General features: G+C 62.4%; 15 protein-coding genes. 3 read left to right on the forward strand and 12 right to left on the reverse strand.

Going from position 1 to position 18,650, the window contains the following annotated elements; genetic code table 11:
• Positions 1-3: 3 nt before the first annotated feature.
• The gene (gene galU / locus ARUE_RS15030; protein ID WP_011775501.1) at positions 4-936 is read right to left on the reverse strand and encodes a UTP--glucose-1-phosphate uridylyltransferase GalU; all 933 of its coding nucleotides are present in this window, start codon (positions 934-936) and stop codon (positions 4-6) included.
• 101 nt (positions 937-1,037) lie between these two features.
• Here galU and ARUE_RS15035 point away from each other — a divergent pair, with 101 nt between their 5' ends.
• From ARUE_RS15035 to cpaB, 3 genes are all read left to right on the forward strand, one after another.
• Positions 1,038-1,652: a 5-formyltetrahydrofolate cyclo-ligase gene (locus tag ARUE_RS15035; RefSeq protein ID WP_286139762.1), complete on the forward strand. Its 615-nt coding sequence runs from the start codon at positions 1,038-1,040 to the stop codon at positions 1,650-1,652.
• Positions 1,653-1,805: 153 nt separating this feature from the next.
• On the forward strand, positions 1,806-2,066 hold the full coding sequence (locus ARUE_RS15040) for an FmdB family zinc ribbon protein (protein ID WP_011775503.1): 261 nt from the start codon (positions 1,806-1,808) through the stop codon (positions 2,064-2,066).
• Between the two features lie 65 nt (positions 2,067-2,131).
• Entirely contained in the window at positions 2,132-2,941 is an 810-nt protein-coding gene (gene cpaB, locus ARUE_RS15045) for a Flp pilus assembly protein CpaB (RefSeq protein WP_014922345.1), read from the forward strand.
• A 23-nt stretch (positions 2,942-2,964) separates the two neighbouring features.
• On the opposite strand, the gene ARUE_RS15050 is transcribed toward cpaB, so the two are convergent.
• The 11 genes from ARUE_RS15050 to ARUE_RS15100 all read right to left on the reverse strand — a co-directional run bounded on the left by ARUE_RS15050 (position 2,965) and on the right by ARUE_RS15100 (position 18,600).
• Positions 2,965-7,146 carry a DUF4011 domain-containing protein gene (locus ARUE_RS15050; RefSeq protein WP_011775505.1) on the reverse strand — a complete coding sequence of 1,394 codons (4,182 nt, stop codon included), beginning with the start codon at positions 7,144-7,146 and terminating at the stop codon, positions 2,965-2,967.
• A 161-nt stretch (positions 7,147-7,307) separates the two neighbouring features.
• Positions 7,308-8,897 carry a glutamine-hydrolyzing GMP synthase gene (gene guaA, locus ARUE_RS15055; protein ID WP_011775506.1) on the reverse strand — a complete coding sequence of 530 codons (1,590 nt, stop codon included), beginning with the start codon at positions 8,895-8,897 and terminating at the stop codon, positions 7,308-7,310.
• A gap of 105 nt (positions 8,898-9,002) precedes the next feature.
• Positions 9,003-9,503: a DUF3817 domain-containing protein gene (locus tag ARUE_RS15060; RefSeq protein ID WP_011775507.1), complete on the reverse strand. Its 501-nt coding sequence runs from the start codon at positions 9,501-9,503 to the stop codon at positions 9,003-9,005.
• A complete protein-coding gene (locus ARUE_RS15065; RefSeq protein WP_014922346.1) occupies positions 9,500-10,369 on the reverse strand; it encodes an SURF1 family protein in 870 nt (289 codons plus the stop codon). Before ARUE_RS15065 ends, ARUE_RS15060 begins: the two co-directional genes overlap by 4 nt.
• A gap of 294 nt (positions 10,370-10,663) precedes the next feature.
• The gene (locus tag ARUE_RS15070) at positions 10,664-11,152 is read right to left on the reverse strand and encodes a PTS sugar transporter subunit IIA (protein ID WP_014922347.1); all 489 of its coding nucleotides are present in this window, start codon (positions 11,150-11,152) and stop codon (positions 10,664-10,666) included.
• A gap of 47 nt (positions 11,153-11,199) precedes the next feature.
• Complete coding sequence (locus ARUE_RS15075) at positions 11,200-12,954, reverse strand: glycerol-3-phosphate dehydrogenase/oxidase (protein WP_011775510.1); 1,755 nt, start codon at positions 12,952-12,954, stop codon at positions 11,200-11,202.
• A 152-nt stretch (positions 12,955-13,106) separates the two neighbouring features.
• Positions 13,107-13,754 carry a hypothetical protein gene (locus ARUE_RS15080; RefSeq protein WP_014922348.1) on the reverse strand — a complete coding sequence of 216 codons (648 nt, stop codon included), beginning with the start codon at positions 13,752-13,754 and terminating at the stop codon, positions 13,107-13,109.
• Complete coding sequence (locus tag ARUE_RS15085; RefSeq protein WP_011775512.1) at positions 13,751-14,383, reverse strand: hypothetical protein; 633 nt, start codon at positions 14,381-14,383, stop codon at positions 13,751-13,753. The genes ARUE_RS15080 and ARUE_RS15085 overlap by 4 nt, the downstream gene beginning before the upstream one ends.
• A gap of 49 nt (positions 14,384-14,432) precedes the next feature.
• A complete protein-coding gene (locus tag ARUE_RS15090) occupies positions 14,433-15,314 on the reverse strand; it encodes a WXG100 family type VII secretion target (protein WP_014922350.1) in 882 nt (293 codons plus the stop codon).
• Positions 15,315-15,466: 152 nt separating this feature from the next.
• On the reverse strand, positions 15,467-16,603 hold the full coding sequence (locus tag ARUE_RS15095) for a GuaB3 family IMP dehydrogenase-related protein (RefSeq protein WP_011775514.1): 1,137 nt from the start codon (positions 16,601-16,603) through the stop codon (positions 15,467-15,469).
• 104 nt (positions 16,604-16,707) lie between these two features.
• A complete protein-coding gene (locus ARUE_RS15100) occupies positions 16,708-18,600 on the reverse strand; it encodes an ABC transporter ATP-binding protein (RefSeq protein ID WP_011775515.1) in 1,893 nt (630 codons plus the stop codon).
• Positions 18,601-18,650: the final 50 nt, after the last annotated feature.

Below are 18,650 nucleotides of genomic sequence, written 5' to 3' on the forward strand. Positions count from 1 at the left end.
GGGTTATTTGGGAAGTGCGGCGGTGAAGTTGGGCAGCCACTCACGAAGTTCAGGACCGAGGTCTTCACGTTCGCAGGCAAGCTCGATGCAGGCCTTGAGGTAGCTGAGCTTGTCACCGGTGTCGTAGCGGCGGCCGCGGAAGACAACGCCGTAGACGCCATAGCCTTCGCCTTCCCCGGCGGCAAGCACCTCAAGGGCGTCTGTCAGCTGGATCTCTCCACCGCGACCGGGGGCGGTCTTCTCCAAGACTTCGAACACGGCCGGGTGCAGGACGTAGCGTCCGATCACGGCAAGGTTTGACGGTGCTTCTTCGGGGGAAGGCTTCTCAACGAGCTGCTTGATGCGGACGTAGCCGTCCTCGCCGTTGTCCTCAACATCGGCGCAACCATAAGCGCTGATCTTGGAGGGCTCCACCTCGATGAGGGCAACCACGGAACCGCCGGTCTTCTGTTGAACGGCGATCATTTCGCTCAGCAGGTCTTCGCGGGCGTCGATCAGGTCATCGCCAAGCAGGACGGCAAAGGGCTCGTAACCTACGTGCTGCTTCGCACGAAGGACAGCGTGGCCAAGACCATTCGGGTCGCCTTGCCGGACGTAGTGAATGTCACCGAGGTTGGTGGCGGACTGAATGGCTTCAAGCTTGGCGGTATCGCCCTTTTCCGCCAAGGTGGCCTCAAGAGCCGGGACACGGTCAAAGTGGTCTTCCAGTGCTCGCTTGCTGCGTCCTGTGATCATCAGGACGTCATGCAGGCCTACCTTGACCGCTTCTTCGACGACATACTGGATGGCAGGCTTGTCCACTACGGGCAGCATTTCCTTCGGCATCGCCTTCGTGGCGGGAAGGAACCGGGTGCCAAGGCCCGCTGCGGGAATGACGGCCTTACGGACAGCGTTGTTTTCTAGAGTCACCGGACTAATGTAACGGACGGAACACATCAACCGCTAAACCCCTCGCCGCGCTGATAGCACTTTTGATTTCCGGAGTGGACAGCCTCCGCTGATTAGCTGTTATGCAAAGACCTTACGAATGGACACAGATGCCCTCCAAGGAAGACATCCGGAGCAGCCGGCGGCTGCACAGGCGAACCCTCACTCCGGAGCACATAGCAAGTGCAGGTGAGTCCCTTGCGCGGCACGGGACAACCTGGGCAGCAAGGGTCTCCCCGGGCACTGCCGCGACCTTCGCCGTGTATCTGGGTGTAGCTTTCGAGCCACCCACCCTTCCCCTCATCCGATCGCTGCACGAGGCAGGGCACAGGGTTTTGTTGCCCGTTTGCGAGCCCGGCCGGCAATTGAGTTGGGTTTACTGGACACCTTCCACGGCATTTGTCAGGTCCTCTTATGCGCCCATAGACGAGCCCGAGGGTGAACGCATTGAAAGTTCAGTGATAGCCGGAGCCGCGGGAATCTTCATGCCCGCCACGGCCGTGGACCGGGACGGCAACCGGATTGGCCAAGGCGGCGGTTACTACGACCGCCTTCTTCAAGGCCTCGACGCTTCCGGCGGGCGGCCTCCCACCATTGCGGTACTTTACGACGACGATTTGTTACCTTCGGGATCCATTCCCGCCGAGGCGTTTGATCGTCCCGTGCGGCAGGTGTTGACCCCGTCGGGCATCGTCCAACTCCACGACGCCGCGAAGCCCGGCTGACGCTCCGGCCCGCCATGTGAACCTTGGCACATCCGCTGGTACGTGCCGCCTGGACCGATGATAGAATTGGCACTCAGGCCCTGCGACTGCTAAAGAGGAACTTCTCCGCTGATGCTGCACAGGACCTGAACTTTGTCCTAAAGGAGGAACTCAGTGCCCACATACGCATACGCCTGCAAAGACTGTGACCATGCCTTTGACATCGTCCAGTCCTTTTCTGACAGCTCCTTGACGGAGTGCCCCGAATGCAATGGTGCGCTTCGTAAGAAGTTCAATAGCGTCGGCGTCGTTTTCAAGGGCTCCGGGTTCTACCGGACAGACTCGCGCGACGCCAAGGGCAGTACGGTTTCGGCCGCACCAGCCGCCCCGGCTGCCACCGCAGCAGCACCGGCAACCGCAGCCGCAGCCAGCTAGGCGCTTTTCCACATAGCGCACCGGACCACTGTTTGCGGGTCCGGGAAGCTGGCTAACGTAGCGGCATGCCATCTACGTCACGCAGCGCTCTTCTCTCCCGCGCCGAGCGTTCAGCAGCAGCCGGCAATTGGCCACCACTGAACCGTTCGCCCAACCGCCTGTCCCGGGCCCGTGCCGGGAATACTGCGCGCTTCAGCCGCAATCGTCCCGGAGATCGTGCTGGTCAACGGGGCCAGCGGGCCGGATTTGGCTCCTGGATCACACGAAACCGCCGTTTGGCAGTAGCGCTTCTGCTGTGCGTGGCTGCCGGCATCGCAGTCCAGCAGCTCACTCCCGCATCGGAGCAGCGTGTGAGCGTCGTAGTCGCAGCTCGCGACCTCCCAACGGGTACCAGCCTCACTGAATCCGATCTCACCAGCGTTGGGGTGCCACCTGACCTCGCACTTAGCGGTGCTTTGAATAGCATCGGCACTCTTGTCGGCCGCCAGCTAGCCTCCCCTCTCGGCAAGGGGCAGATACCTACGGAGTCGAGCCTGCTGGGTCCGGGCCTCCTGACGGGAGCTCCTGTGGGCACGGCAGCGGTCCCACTCCGGATGGCCGACCCCTCGTCCATCCAGCTCCTCTCTCCCGGCCAGTTGGTCACGGTGGTCCTCACCGCAGCGGGCTCCTACGACGAGTCCAGGCAAAGCCAAGTCCTCGCAGGCCCGGTGCCCGTCCTCTGGACATCGGCACAGGGCGGCAAGCCGGGCGAATGGCTGGGGACAGGTGACACCGATGGCCTGGTAGTGGTGGCGGCCGATCCCCAACAAGCAGAAAAGCTCGCCGGCGCATCAACGCAAGGCAAGCTCTTCTTTGTTTTGGTCAGCCCCTCATGAGCTGCTCAGTCATAGCCAGCTGTTCAGCCCCAGTGTGGCGGTTTCTGTTCCTTCAGCCACTGCTCATGGTCGTAGCCGGAATCGTCACCCCATCGCCGGGGATCATCCTCAGCGGCCTTTGTAGGAAGAATGCCGCTGGAGCCCGTCTTGGCTGCCGTGGTCTTTGGATCCGCAGCCTCTTCGGCTTCAGTATTGCCCGGCTCACCGGATTCCTGCGAAGCACGGTCTTCTGTGCCTGTGTCTTGATCCATCAGTGGTGCTTCTTTCACATCTTCTGCAGAGCTGTTTATCTCGGCAACGTCATTTGCCTCACGGACATCGGCCTGAAATTCGCCGTCTGCACGGTCCACCGAACCGGAAGGAAACGGCAGCTGTGCATCGCCCGCATTCAATTGTTCACCATCGGAGTGCAGGAAACCATGCTGGGCGGAGGCCGACTGGGCGATGTGGTTCTCCAGCCCCAGGTACGAACCAATCCTGTCCGCGCAAGACGAAGGATCCGTGAAGACCTCAATCGTCCAGAGCGACATGTAGCGCCAGCCCATGCGCTCCAGCAGTTGCGGCCGCAACCGGCTCCGTTCACGGACGCTCATCCGCCGGTAGCGTTCAGTACCATCGGATTCGATGGCAACGGGGGTGGGGATTTCAGCACCCTCCCGGCCAATGGTATGGACGGGGTCGGCCGCCGCTGCTATATCCAGCACGCCATCGTAGAGATGCCAGACTCGGGCTCCGCGGGCACGCAGGCGTTCTCCAAGGTCGGCCACCAACGGATCCTCACCAAGCGCCTGCTCACTGGCTACAGCGCGGGAGGCAGGTGTTCCGAGGTTGCTGTTCCCGGAGAGCTCCCGGTCCAGGAGTTCATAGAAGTCCACTGCACCATGGGCCAAGCGATCAAGGTCGAGATCCTCGGGCCGGAAGCACGTCAGGACGTGCATGGAGCGCCTGGCCCTGGTCATCGCCAGGGCAAAGCGGTTCCGCCCCCCATCGGTGGACAGCGGGCCGAAGGAATGAAGCGCACGGCCGTGCGGAGTGCGTCCATAACCCAGCGAGAAGATCACGTGGTCACGCACCAAGCCCTGGGCGCGCTCAAGGTCCACCACACGGAAGGACTCGGGTCCGGCTCCGAAGAAGGTGGACAACAGAGGGTGGTTGGGCAGCTGGAGCCTGATGGCCTCGCCAATCCTGGCAGCATGGCGCAAGCTTGCGGTCACTACCGCCAAGGAAGTACGGGGCCGGAGCCTGGCATGTTCGAACACAAGGTCCACTACGCGGTTAACCTCGGCGGTGACCGACTCGACACCCTCGTGATCCGCCCCGGGAAGCCCCGTACCATCCGGTATGTACTCGACGTGGATCGAACGGTCCAGGCCGGTGACCGAGTTGCCGTCGGGCAGTCGCCGCAGACCGCCGTCGTAGTAGTTCTTGCTCAACTGGAGGATCAAATCCTCGTCCACCGCGCGATAAACCCAATTCAGCTGCCAAGTGGGAAGGACCCTGGCCAAGGCTTTGAACGCACTGTCCACGTTCTCGTGGCTAGCCACCCCGGCAACCGGCGGTTCCACGGCGACGCTGAAAGTGCGCGCATTGGCAATTTTCGCATCACCGAAGGCAATCACCTGCTGTGCTCGGGCAATCGCAGGGAGAACAGCTTGCAGAGAAGTGGATTCGGCGTCGATAACCACCACAGCGTCGAATTTCTGCTCGGCCGGAAGAACGCCGGTGAGCAGGTACGGGCTGACGGACCAGACAGGGACCAACAAGGGCACGAGATCCGGCGCTTGGGCGCTCAGGGCCGGCAACGTCACACGTCCGTCCTTCAACAGGGCACGGAGCAACTCCGCCTGCCTTGGGTGCTCAAGAAGCCCTTGACGCCATTTTTCGGCCAGCTGCCAACGAAGGCGGGCGGCGCCGCTGGCAATGTGTGCCTGATCGGCAAGGCGGTATTCCGCTTCGAGGCGGCGCAACGAATCACCGTCAGACATGGCGAGGTAGTCATCACCGCTGATCATGGCCTCCAAGGCCGACTGCCACCAGGCCAGGTCCAGTTCAGCGGCTACCGACGACGCCGGGACTTCCCTGGCAGCAAGGTCGGCCAGCAACTCGCCGAGTCCGTGCTCGCGCATCTCCTCAACCAAGAGCGTCCGCTCGGGAAGGGTTTCCAGCGTGGCAGTATCTGCGACGAGCCGCTCGAGCCGTTCCATGAGTTGCAGATACGGTGTCTCGTGCAACGAACCGGCATCGGAGGTGTGCTTGAGCGCATCGCCAAGGCGGCGGAGCTCGCCATCAAGCTCCCGGTAGAGCGCACCGAGGTCGGCTAGGCCGGAGGGCACCGCCGGGTGTCGCTGGGTTGTTGCGTAGCCTGCCCACAGAGCCCGCTGCTCCTGGACCAGGACCAAGGAACTGTGGAGGTCCGCGATGTGGACGCCGGGCCGGACGTACTCCTTGGCCACACGCCGCAGTCGGGAGCGCTGCATGGAAGGCATCTCAAGGTTCCGCTCACGGCGCCAGGCAGAGCTGGCAGTGGCGGAGATGAGGTCATGCACCGGCCGGTCGAAGATGTCCGGAGTGAACTTGTCCAAGCTTCCGCGCACGGCGATCAGCAGTTCAAGCTGGGCACCCCACTCGGTGAAGGTTTCGCCCAATCGAATCTCGGCGTGGTCGGAAACCTGCTTCATTCGATCCCGCAGGACCGGGAGTTTCTCCTCGGCCGAGCGGGCCAGCTGCTGCGCTTCCTCGGTCTCCTTGCGAGTGACCAGGCGGGCGCCATACCAAGGGCTGGAGGTGGAGGCCCGGCTGAAGCTGCCAAGCTCGGCAGCGCGGCGCAGGCGGCCCGCGAGCTCTTCACGGTCCTTGATGTTGTCCAGGACGCTTCGCTTCAAGCGCACCGTCGTGGAGGGCGCCGGGTGGATGGATGTCAGCTCAGCGAGCGATTGCATTGCCTGGTAGGGCGAGCAGCCCCAGCGCTCACGGACATTGTGCAGCGAGGCCACATGGTCCATCAGGGCATGACGGTGTCCGGTCAATGTCTGGTGAAGGTTGCCAAGCTGCGGTTCAAGCGCCTTTTCATTGCGCATGATGGCCCTGACCAGCTGACCCTTGAGTTGCTGGGGAGTGGTGCCGTTACCAGGCTTGAAGAGCATCGACTCGAGGCCAAGCGATTCGAGGTGGGCGGAAAGACCCGCGAGACTGGATTGCCTGTCCCCCACCACCAGCACGGACTTGCCTTCACTGACCAACGCGCCGATGGCATTGATGGCGGTCTGCGTCTGCCCGCTCCCGGGCGGAGTGCTGACAACCAGTGAATCCCCGGCGCGAACGGCGTCCACCACGTACTGCTGGTCCGTATCGGCATCGAGCAAAAGAAGTTCATCCGCCGGATCGCGGAGGTCCAGGCTGGGGAACCTGCCCGCCTTGATGGGCTCCGGCTCAATGTCGCCGCCGTTGGCAGCAGTGGAGAGGGCCGCGACCGTGGGGTTGTTCATATTGATCCACGGATCATCAAGGTTGCCTGAAAGGTCAGCCAGCGTAGTGACCAGCAGGTTGAACTCCACCTCTGCACCATGAATCGGCTGAATCAGCGTGGACAAACGGTCCAGAACCGGCTGGGGATCAAGCCGGGCGGTGTTGTACGCCATGCGAGCCACAGCGTTGACGTCAAAGACGATGCCATGAACTGTCTTCAGATGGCGCACCAGAGCGGGGTTCATGCGTGCCTGCTCTGTCAGCTGCAGTTCAAAGTCGTCTTCGCCCGGCCTGACCGTGAGGACGATGGACGTGAGCATCACAGGAGCGGAGACGCGCTGCGGCTTGCCTCCCACGGCCGAGGTCCACACCACAGTTCCGGCGGACAGGTACCCGGCCTCGATGCCGCGGTCGTTGCTGAGCTCAAAGATTTTGGAACGGATGTTGCGGGCAGCCCTGGCGGCCACCAAGTACTGTTGGCGGTCCCTGATGAGCGTGGACAGGCGTGTTCGGCGCCCTGCCAGCAACTGTGCCAGCCCGGAAGGGTGAGCGTTGCTGAGATCGATGGCGCCTTCAGGCGTCTTGACGAAGCGCAGCATCGTGTCTGCCCCGGTGACCGGTTTGAGACCAGACAGCCATTTGCGGAGCTCTTCGGAGCCCTCTTCCTGGCCTTGACCTACTGACACGACTTCTGCCTTCTTTTCTGTACTAGCTTTAGACGCCTTGGACCATACCGGCATACTTTCGAGGGTAGCGGGAATCCTCGGTCAGGCTGCTCCGCAACGCTGTTCCAACGCGAAATTCGCCGTCATTTCACAGGTGGCCGCAGTTGCGTCCAAAGAAGTATCCCAGGTTCAAACACAGTGGCCGGCCTCCCGAAGGAAGCCGGCCACTCAAAATGCTATTCCCACTCGATGGTTCCCGGGGGCTTGCTGGTGACGTCCAGTACCACGCGGTTAACTCCGTCCACCTCATTGGTGATCCTGTTGGAGATCCGGGCAAGCAGGTCATACGGCAACCGCGACCAGTCTGCTGTCATGGCGTCCTCGGAGGAGACCGGACGCAGCACGATCGGGTGACCATAGGTCCGACCGTCGCCCTGAACACCTACGCTGCGGACATCAGCCAGAAGGACTACCGGCATCTGCCATACGTCATTGTCCAGACCGGCAGCTGTCAGCTCGGCGCGGGCGATGGCATCGGCCTTGCGCAGCAGGTCCAGGCGCTCCTTGGTCACTTCACCCACAATGCGGATTCCCAAGCCGGGGCCGGGGAATGGCTGGCGGCCAACGATTTCCTGCGGGAGGCCGAGTTGGGCACCAACAGCACGAACTTCGTCCTTGAACAGTGCCCTCAGCGGCTCAACGAGCTCGAACTGCAGGTCTTCCGGGAGCCCGCCCACATTGTGGTGGCTCTTGATGTTTGCAGCGCCCTCGCCGCCGCCGGACTCGACGACGTCCGGGTACAGCGTGCCTTGGACAAGGAACTTGATCTTTTCACCCTCGGCAGCGGCCTGGGCGATGATGGCCCGTTCCGCTTCTTCGAAGGCGCGAATGAATTCCCGGCCAATGATCTTGCGCTTGGTCTCGGGATCGCTGACACCGGCCAATGCGGACTGGAAACGTTCCTGCTCGTTGGCAACGTACAGGTTGACACCCGTGGCTGCCACAAAGTCGCGCTCAACCTGCTCGGCTTCGCCTTCACGCAGGAGGCCGTGGTCCACGAAGACACAGGTCAACTGGTCGCCGACGGCGCGCTGGACGAGAGCGGCGGCCACTGCGGAGTCGACACCACCGGAGAGACCGCAGATGACCTTGGAGTCGCCGATCTGCTGGCGGATACGGTCCACCTGCTCTTCGAGGATGTTGCCGGTGGTCCAGTTGGGGCTCAGGCCCGCACCCTTGAACAGGAAGTTCTCCAGGACGTGTTGGCCGTGTACGGAGTGCTTGACCTCGGGGTGCCACTGCACACCGTAGAGGCGCTTCTCGTCATTGGCGAAAGCAGCCACCGGCGCACCAGCTGTGGAGGCAAGCACCTCGAAGCCCTCAGGGGCTTCGTGAACGGAGTCGCCATGGCTCATCCAGGTGTTCTGGGAAGAGGGAACGCCATCCAGAATGGAGCGGGCGTCGCCTACAACCAGTGCTTCGGTTGCGCCGTACTCCCGGAGACCCGTCTGGGCCACCTTGCCACCCAAGGCATTTGCCATGGCCTGGAAGCCGTAGCAGATGCCGAAAACGGGCACCCCGGCTTCGAAAAGATCTGCGCCGACGCTCGGAGCGCCCTCGGCGTAGACGCTGGAGGGCCCTCCGGAGAGAATGATGGCTGCCGGGTTCTTGGCCAGAAGCTGCTCGGTGGTGAAGGTATGCGGAACGATTTCCGAATACACATTCGCTTCGCGGACGCGGCGGGCAATCAGCTGCGCGTACTGGGCACCGTAGTCAACAACCAGCACCGGCTTCTGGGAAGTTTGGGGTGCGGTGGGAGTAGTCACCAGACAAGACTACTTTGCCGAGCCGCCCCGGTGCACGTTGGCAGAGGCGTCAGAGGGGCAAAACGGCCCCGCCGTTAGGCATCTCACACCGGGACGCCGTGACGGCTAGTAACGCTTGGACGCCTGCGGATTGGCTGCGAGTTCCGCTTCCACCTGCGCGTGGAATTTCTTCTCCACGATGAAGGACAGCAACGGGATGACTCCACCCAGGGCCAAAAGGATCATTTTGGAGAACGGCCAGCGCATGAGCGACCACAAGCGGAAGTTGGAGACCAGGTAAACCACGTACATCCAACCGTGCACAATCAGAATCGAGGTAGAGATGTTGAAGCCGCCAATGACGCCCTTGGGTTCGGACTCAGCAAAGCCGAAGCCAAACGGCTGGCCCGTAACTGCGTTCGTGCCGCCGGCGAAGAGCGAGACGCCAAAGCCGTAGCGGGCGATCAATTCAGCGCACAGCAGGAGAAGCATGGCACCCGTGAGGTACGCCATGACTTTGTAGAACTTCAACGCCGAACGAATTTGCGCTTCCGTCCCGCCGAAGCGCCGCTTCTTGGGCTTGGGTCCGGACTGTTCGGGCTGGATGGCCGGTTTTGGCTCAATCATTGCTGCACCTTTTGTTCTGGCTCTGGGTTTGTAGGTTCTGTGGTTGCCTCGGGGTGGTCTGCCCGGTCCAAGTCGTCATCGTCGAAGTCGTCGTCAAACTCGTCCTCTTCCAAGTCGCGCCGGAAGTCGTCCTTCACCAGGCGCCACCAGATGAAGATCGAGAACCCGGCAAAGACAACCCATTCCACCGCATAGAAGAGGTTCAGCCAGTTGACCTGCTCTGCAGGGGGCTGGGGCGGGATGTTGAGTGCCTTGACGTCATCACCGAGAGGAATTGGCACGCCTCCGGAGACTTCCGAAGTCGCTGCGATAAAACCTTGGTAACTGGAAACTTCCCACTTATTAATGAGTTCCGCCGTTGAGACTGCGGACGCGCGGTCCGGGCCGGCGTCGACGTTTGGAAGCGGCGCTTCGGACGGGATGAGGCGACCCGTCACGGTGATGGTTCCCGACGGCGGCGGGCCGGCTTGGGCGGCGTCAGCCACCCAGCCGCGGGCGACCGGGATCCACGTCTGCGGCGAGGCACCGGCACCCTTGAGGGTCGGAGCGTTGTTGACGGCAAAGGCGGAGACGATCCAGAAGCCCTTTTGGTTGTTGTAGAGGCGGCCTTCGACGAGGACCTGCTTGCCGGGATCGTAGGTTCCTGTGGCGGTGACCATCTGGTCCGAGACCGAACCGGGGAAGAACTGGCCTGGCCGGAGGACGTCCACCAGCGGCTTCACTTCTTCGATGCTGGACGGCGCAGGGGGCTCGTGCTGGGCGGACCGGCTGAGCTGCCATTGACTGAGCAGCACAAACACCCCGGACAACAGAAGCGCAAAGACCAGTCCTGCGATCCAGCGGGGTTTCAACGCGGTTTTCAACACCCCTTAACCGTACTTCGTCCGCCTGTAGAACAACGAAACGACGTGTAGGGCCTGCCCCAGAGTGGGGCAGCAGGGTCCCTACGTGGCGACGGAGTCGACACGAAAGGGCCTGCCCTAGAGTGGGGCAGCAGGGTCCCTACGTGGCGACAGAGTCGACACGAAAGGGCCTGCCCTAGAGTGGGGCAGCAGGGTCCCTACGTGGCGACAGAGTCGACACGAAAGGGCCTGCCCTAGAGTGGGCAGCAGGGTCCCTACGTGGCGACGGAGTCGACACGAAAGGGCCTGCCCCAATCTCTAGTGGTCGAAAAACACCAGGCTGGAGTTGATGAGCTCGGAGATGACCTCGGGATCGTGTGCCCGGCGCAGGGATTCCCGGAACGACTCCTTGGAAAGGGAACGCGCCAGGGTGGCAAGAACCTCGAGGTGGTCGGAGAAGGAACTGGCCGGTGTCGCGATAAGGAGCACCAGGGTGGCCGGTCCGTCGGTGGCGCCGAAGTCCAAGGCGTGGCCAAACTTGGTCACGCCAACCGCAATGGAGATCCTGTCCACGAATTCGCTGCGTGCATGCGGTAGTCCGATGCCTCCCGGAAGGCCGGTGGCAAGCTGGTGCTCCCGTGAATGCACTTGCTCCAGAAAGCCCTCAAGATTGGAAATCCTGCCTGCCGCGTGGAGCCTTTCAGCCAGTTGTGCTGCGGCATCGATCTTGTCCTGGGCAACAAGTTCAAGGATGACCGTATCCGGGGTGGTTAGTTCCGCGTCGTACCGGTCAAGTGGTTCAGCCAAGTTGTGTTCCCTCCATGTGGCCTCCCGGCCTCAATTCCTTGAGCTGGTCAGCGCAGGGGAACGATGTCATCCACTCCCATGCGCGCGGCATCAGCCGATTCGTCATCGGGTTGCTGCTGACTGAGTCGTTCAGCTTCCACACGCGCCAGGTAGTGCTTGATTTCGCTCTCGCGCTGAGTCTCGCTCCAGCCAAGGATTTCTCCCATCAGCTTAGCTACTACGGGCGCGGCAGACACACCCCGGTCCCATGCTTCGATGGAGATCCGGGTGCGGCGGGTCAGAACGTCGTCAACGTGACGTGCGCCCTCGTGGGTGGTTGCGTAGACGACTTCTGCGGCCAGGTAGTCATCCGCTCCGGGAAGGGGCTCCCCCAGTTCCGGCCGGCCGGCAATGATATCCAGGACTTCCGGTGTCATGGATCCGAAGCGGTTGAGCAGGTGCTCCACGCGTGCAACGTGCACGCCAGCCTGTTCGGCCGACCTCCCGCGTCGGTTCCACGCCGCTTTGAATCCCTCCGCTCCCAGGAGCGGAATGGTTTCAGTGCAGCTGGACGGAACACGCTCGTCCATGGCCCGGGTTGCCTCGTCCACGGCGTCTTTGGCCATGACGCGGTAGGTGGTGTACTTCCCGCCGGCCACGACGACGAGTCCCGGCACCGGGTGCGCCACAACATGCTCGCGGGACAGCTTGGCAGTGGAGTCGTTGTCACCGGCCAGCAGCGGGCGTAGGCCTGCGTACACGCCTTCCACGTCCTCACGGGTCAGCGGACGCTTGAGGACCTTGTTGACATGCTCAAGCACATAATCAATGTCCTTGCTGGAAGCTGCCGGGTGTGCCTTATCCAGCGTCCAGTCGGTATCTGTAGTGCCGATGATCCAGTGCCGGCCCCAGGGGATCACAAAGAGCACTGACTTTTCGGTGCGCAGAATCAATCCCACCGTGGACTGGAAGCGGTCCCGCGGCACCACCAGGTGGATTCCTTTGGATGCGCGGACCTTCAGCTGACCACGGTCCGTCACCATTGCCTGCGTTTCGTCGGTCCATACGCCGGTAGCGTTGACCACTTGCTTGGCCCTGATTTCGAAGACGCTGCCGTCTTCCTGGTTTTCAACCTTTGCCCCGACGACGCGTTCCCCTTCGCGGAGGAAATCCACCACGCGGACACGGTTCGCTGCGTGGGCACCGTAGTGCGCCGCAGTCCTTACGAGGTTGACCACCAGGCGGGCATCATCCACCTGGGCATCGTAGTAACGGATGGACCCAACGAAGGCATCTTCTTTGAGGCTAGGAGCTGCCCGCAGGGTTCCTCGTCGGAACAGGTGCTTATGCATGGGGACGCCCCGGCTGTGGCCGGAGGTCAGACCCAGGGTGTCGTAGAGCATGATGCCTGCGCCCACATACGGACGCTCCCAAATACGGCGCGTCAGCGGATACAGGAAGGGGACCGGGCGCACCAGGTGCGGTGCGATCTGTTGGATCAGCAGCCCCCGCTCTTGTAGTGCTTCCTGGACGAGGCCAAAATCAAGCATCTCCAAGTACCGCAGTCCACCGTGGATGAGCTTGGACGATCGGGACGAGGTGCCCGATGCCCAGTCCCGGGCCTCGACGATGCCCACTGTGAGGCCACGCGTCACGGCATCCAGGGCTGCGCCGGCTCCCACTACGCCTCCCCCGACAATCAGGATGTCGAGCTCTTTGCCCGCCTGGGCAGTGGCTTTCAGGACTTCGATCGATGCGGCACGGGATTCCGGGCTCAGTGCTCCCGGAGAATTCACCTGCGGACCGCCTGCGACATTGCTCATCGGACCCCTCCTCAAACGCAACCAGCTGGTAGTCCCTTACCCTACTTGTTGCTTGCCGCCTTGGGCAGAGCACTTTGGGCAGAGCACTTCGGGCAGAGCGCTTTGGGCAGAGCGCTATGTCCGGAGCGCCATGGCCAGAGCGGGGTCTGGGATCAGAGTGGCCCGAACGGCCTGTTGCCCGCAGGATCGCGCCACGTCAGGGACATCGCTTCAAGGGATCGCCGGAGCTCCGGGTCGGCCCCGATCCTCGCCCGGAAGTGTTCCCGGGCGTGTTGGGAGAAATAAGCCGGCGCGGCGAACAGGCTCACGGTCGCCAGCAGCAAGAGGGCATAAGCCGCAATGAAACCAAGCACGTGGCCGGGCCCTCTTTCAAGCAACGGACTCACAACGGGGAAAAGCCCAATTCCAAAGATCAGCGACAGGAAGGCTGCAAACCAAAGGCCGGAGGAGAACTTACCGGGGGCCCGCGAGCCCAACACAGGACGGATCCGGGGCACCTTGTTCAGCGTGCTTCGAAGTCCCGCGGCGATGCATACCAGTAGAAGGCCCACGCAAGCGAAAGCGATAACAACGCCGATGTTCCCTGCGAGCAGCAGCACCAGGAGGGCGGCCCCCAGCATGCTGCCTGCAGCGCCGAGGCAGGCAACGGCAAGCCCAAGGTACTGACCCCTGTTCCATGCCATGTCCCTCAGGACCGACGGAGCAGAGCTGGGCGCCATCAGGGCAGGACCGGAGGCGATCCAATAGTCCAAAGGGACGTGGTGGGGTGTTTGTTCTGGATACGGGAACTGCTGGCTCATGCGAAGGTCAAGGCCGCCGCGAATTCGTCGAAGGCTTGGTCTGCCGGCACAGGACGGTGAGGAGGGTTTTCCTCGTCGCCTGTGGCAAGGGTCCAGCTGCCGTCCACACCCGCTTTCAGGTGCGCAGTAACAGGCTTACCATCGGCGCGGTGGTGCTTGATCATGGCCGCGGCCGGCAAACCATCCGGGCCATCCACCAAGTAGTGCCGGGCAATCTCGATCCCCAGCGGGAGCATTCCCGAGCGCGAATCGATGGGCTGGACCTCGTGTACGCCATAGCGGCTGAGGTTCAGGAGAACGGAGCCCTGGTCTGAGCCCGCCGTGAACAACACGTGATCCGTGCTGGGGGTCACCAAAGCCATTTCCAACCATTCATCAGCACTGGAGACTACTGCCGCCACGATGGCACCACGGTCAACGGGCACGATGTCATCGCCGTCCACTTCAGCCAGCCCCCGCACCAACAGAGTGGTGATCCCGGCCTGTTCCAGCACGTCTTTGTCCGCCACCCCCGAGAGACGGAACAGCTCGCGTGTTTTCTCCGCGCCCCGGGTGGGGCGCATGGCCAGCAACGCCAAAAGCTCATGGTCCGTCAGCCGCAGGGTTTCCAGGTTCGCCGTCTCTGTCATGCCGTCCTCATGTTGGTTGTCTGATTCCACGCTATCTTAGGAAGCCCGGTCAACCGCCGAGCCAACCCCAGACCTTCTTGGCGCCATCCGCTACCGCCTTGGCGCCGTCTTCCACGGCCCCGGCAACGGCTTTGGCGCCGTCTACCACCATTTCCGAGGTGGAATCGTAGCCGAGACCCTTGGCCAGGAAGCCCATGCCTGCCCAGGCAAGGCTGGCACCGGCAAAGAACGGGCCAACTACGGGTATAAAGCTTCCGGCCGCCAGTACGGTTGTGATGCCGCCATCAGCCATGGCATAGCCGTCGCCGCGCATGTAGCCGTCAGCGAACTGTGCCACTCCCCCGATGACGCTTAAGACGCCGGCCGCGCGTCCCACCATGGATAGGCCGTTGAGGAGCTGGGTGCCCTTCAGATAACCGACACCCGGCATCTGTCCGAACTGTGCGCCCAACAGGCTCCACGGCTGACGCACCAGGAGGTTCGCCTTGCTCATCTTGTTCAAGAGCAGGTCACTGACGAATCCCGCCCCGGAGGCTGTGAAGTTCAGCGCTTGGTAGACAGTGTTGCCGTTGGCATCCACAACGGGCGAAAACGGAGTGGACGTTTGACCTGGCCCCGAGCCCGAACCTGAACCTGAACCAGAGGCAGATGAGCCTGTGGATCCGTGGCTTGCCTGCTCCTGCTCATCAGCTTGGGCAAGGAGTGCCTTGGCCTGCGTCCGGAGTGACTCGCTGGCCCCATGGAGCATTGGCCGCATCTTTCCGGACCATTCGGACCGGAAGCGCTCACCGTCGGCGCCCCGCCAGGCAGTGGAGGCGACGACGCCATTGATGTTCAGCTCAAGGTTGGACAGGGTGTTACCCGATGCCCCCATCACTTTGGACAGTGACCTTAGCTGGGCAACGTCTGCCCCATAAATGCCCGGCGCCATTCTCTCCCCCACTTTCTGCCAGCAAAAACTTCTTCGGCGTCAGACTACGGGGCAATGAAGGGAGCCGCGATGGGGAGAACTGCCCCGATGAAGAAAGCCCCCGTTGGCTCCGACGGGAATCGGTAGTCAACAGGGGCTTTCAGCGCCTGGTATCAGTTGCCTGCGTAGGGCGAAACTACGACGTCCACACGCTGGAACTCTTTGAGGTCCGAGTAGCCGGTGGTCGCCATGGAACGGCGCAAGGCGCCAATCAGGTTGGACGTTCCGTTGGTGTGGTGGCCGGGCCCAAAGAGGACCTCTTCCAGCGGGCCAACCGTTCCAACGTTGACGCGATCGCCGCGGGGCGATTCAAGGTGGTGTGCTTCAGGACCCCAGTGCCAGCCCCGGCCCGGCGCCTCTTCGGCACGCGCCAGTGCACTGCCAAGCATGACGGCGTCGGCGCCCATGGCGATCGCCTTGACGATGTCGCCGGAGCTGCCCATGCCGCCGTCGGCAATGACGTGGACATAGCGTCCGCCGGACTCATCCATGTAATCGCGGCGTGCTGCAGCCACATCGGAGATAGCCGAAGCCATGGGCGAGTGGATACCCAGGGCGCGGCGCGTAGTGGTGGTTGCACCGCCGCCGAAGCCCACCAGGACGCCGGCAGCGCCCGTGCGCATGAGGTGAAGGGCAGGGGTGTAGCCGGCTGCTCCGCCAACAATCACGGGAACATCGAGTTCGTAGATGAACTGCTTCAGGTTCAGGGGTTCGTGATTCTTGGAGACGTGTTCGGCTGAAACCGTGGTTCCACGGATGACAAAGATGTCGACGCCGGCAGCCACTACGGTCTTGTAGTGCTCTTGCGTGCGCTGCGGGGTCAAGGACCCGGCTACGGTCACTCCGGCGGCGCGGATCTCGGCCAAGCGGGAGCTGATGAGTTCAGGTTGGATGGGTGCCTGGTACAGGTCCTGCATGCGCCGCGTGACGGCGGGGCTGTTGGTTTCATCGGCTAGGTCTGCGATCTCGTCGAGTATCTTCTGGGGATCCTCGTAACGTGTCCAGAGACCTTCGAGGTCAAGGACTCCCAGGCCGCCGAGGCGACCAAAAGCGATGGCTGTATCCGGGGACATCACTGAGTCCATGGGAGCAGCAATTACGGGGGTGTCGAACTTGTAGGCGTCGATCTGCCACGAGACAGAGACGTCCTTCGGGTCACGCGTCCGGCGGTTCGGGACGATCGCGATGTCATCCAGGGAGTAGGCACGACGCCCACGCTTGCCACGGCCAATCTCAATCTCATAAGTCACTGCTCGAGTTTATCCCACCTCAACCAAGGCCCCGGTTTTGCCCCACCGTGCACCGGCACAGCGGACGCGGGCACAGCGGACGCCTACACAGCGCAGATGGGCGCTCAGGGACTGTTCTGGCTGGTCTCATCCACCGAAAGCTGGGATTCGAACATCCGGAAGTACCGGCCCCTCAATGCCACGAGTTCCTTGTGTGTTCCTTGCTCCGCAATGCGCCCGTCCTCCAGCATGTACACGATGTCCGCCTTCTCGATGGTGGCCAGGCGATGGCTGATGGCGATGATGGTGCTGCTACGGTCCGCGAACAGCCGGGTGAAGATGCGGTGCTCCGCCAAAGCGTCGATGGCTGATGTGGGTTCATCCATGACCATGAACGAGGCATCGCGGTAGAAGTTACGTGCCATTGCGAGCCGTTGCCATTGGCCGCCTGACAGCCCGCTTCCCTTGCGTCCGCGGGGGTCCTCCATCCAGTTGCTGACATGGTTCTCCAGGCCGTTTGGCAGCTTGTTGATGAACTCCATCGCTTCAGCGTCCGAGGCCGCCCGCCGGATGCGGTCATCGTCCCGGGGCTGGTCCACATCGCCGAGGTAGATGTTCTCCGCCGCGGTGGCGAACTCATATTTCAGGAACTCCTGGCTCAGCACTGCGAGGTGCCGGTGCCAGCTGGTGACGTCAATCGTGGTGAGGTCAACGCCGTCGAGCAGAACCTGGCCTGAATCGGGCCGGTACAGTCCCGCCAAAATTCGGATCAGCGTGGATTTGCCGGCGCCGTTCTCCCCCACAATCGCGATGTGCTGACCTGCCCTGATGGTCATGGAAATGCCTTTGATGACCTCAATGTCGCTCCCCGTATAGCTGAACCGGATGTCCCGCAGCTCCACGGTGTTGGGCGACGCGGGCAGAGGCTTTTCTTTCCCGCTGGGCACAGGAAGGGCCATGAAAAGCTCGTAGTCCTTGAGGTTTGCGAGGTCCTCATCGATTGAACTCAGCGACGAGACAAGGCTGTTGGCGGTGGAGAGCGCGCGGCTCACAATCTGTTGGACATAGAGGAACTGGCCCACCGGCTGTGCCCTGGCGATGATCTGGCCAACCACCCAGATCAGGGACACAACTTCGGCTCCGTACTGCAGGGAGTCTGCGGCCAGCTGCTTGGGAATGTACCGCTTTTGGAAGTCCAGGCGCCTGCGTTCATCAGCATCCCGCAGCCTCGACCTGAGGTCCATGAGGTACCCCACGATCCCGTAAAGGCGCATCTCCGCAATGTGCTGGGGCCGAAGCAGGTTTTGCTCGATCATCCGGCGTTGCCGCCGCGAATCAACCTGTGTGTTCCAGTGCGCGATCTGTTCCCGGGACAGCTTGAACTGGAGGTAGACACTGGGCACGATAGCCACCAGCACAATGACTGCGATCCACCAACTGACCAGCAGCAGGGCACCGATGGCCAGGACCACGGAGACGAACTGCGTGAAGATGGCCGCTATCCGGTCCAGAACGCGCGCATACGAATCGGAGAACCGCTTGGCGCGGTCGTAAAGATCCACCGTTTCCTTGTCGTCGTAGCGCCAGAACTCCAGCGCCAGAAACCGCTGGTACATCATGTCGCCAACGATGGCACCCACTTTGAAGCTCATCAGCTGCTGGATGTAGCGGTCAACGCTGCTGAAGGCCCCCCAGAACAAGCCCAGCGCCGCAGTGATGATGACGTACAGGATGGCCCGGGGGCCGGCGTCGGAGTCTCCCGCGTAACCGGCGGCCAGCGCTGTGGTGGTCAGCGCAGCGAAATAGGTGGTGACCAGCGGCAGCGTGGCCGAAATCAGCGATCCGGCCACCTTCATGATGACCGCCCCAGGTGAGGCTTTGAAGCTCACTTTCAGGACCTGTCCGACGGCGCGTGCGTACGGCCGCAGAGCCAGCTTGCGGGGCGGCGCCTTGCCCGGTTGGCTTGAATTCAGCCGGATCGATTCCGGGTGCCGCGGTTGCGCGGGCTTTTCTGACATGTGCCCAGCCTATTCTTAGGGACCGACAATGATGCGGCGTCCTGTTAAAC

Source organism: Arthrobacter sp. Rue61a (assembly GCF_000294695.2).
Lineage (GTDB): Bacteria > Actinomycetota > Actinomycetes > Actinomycetales > Micrococcaceae > Arthrobacter > Arthrobacter aurescens_A.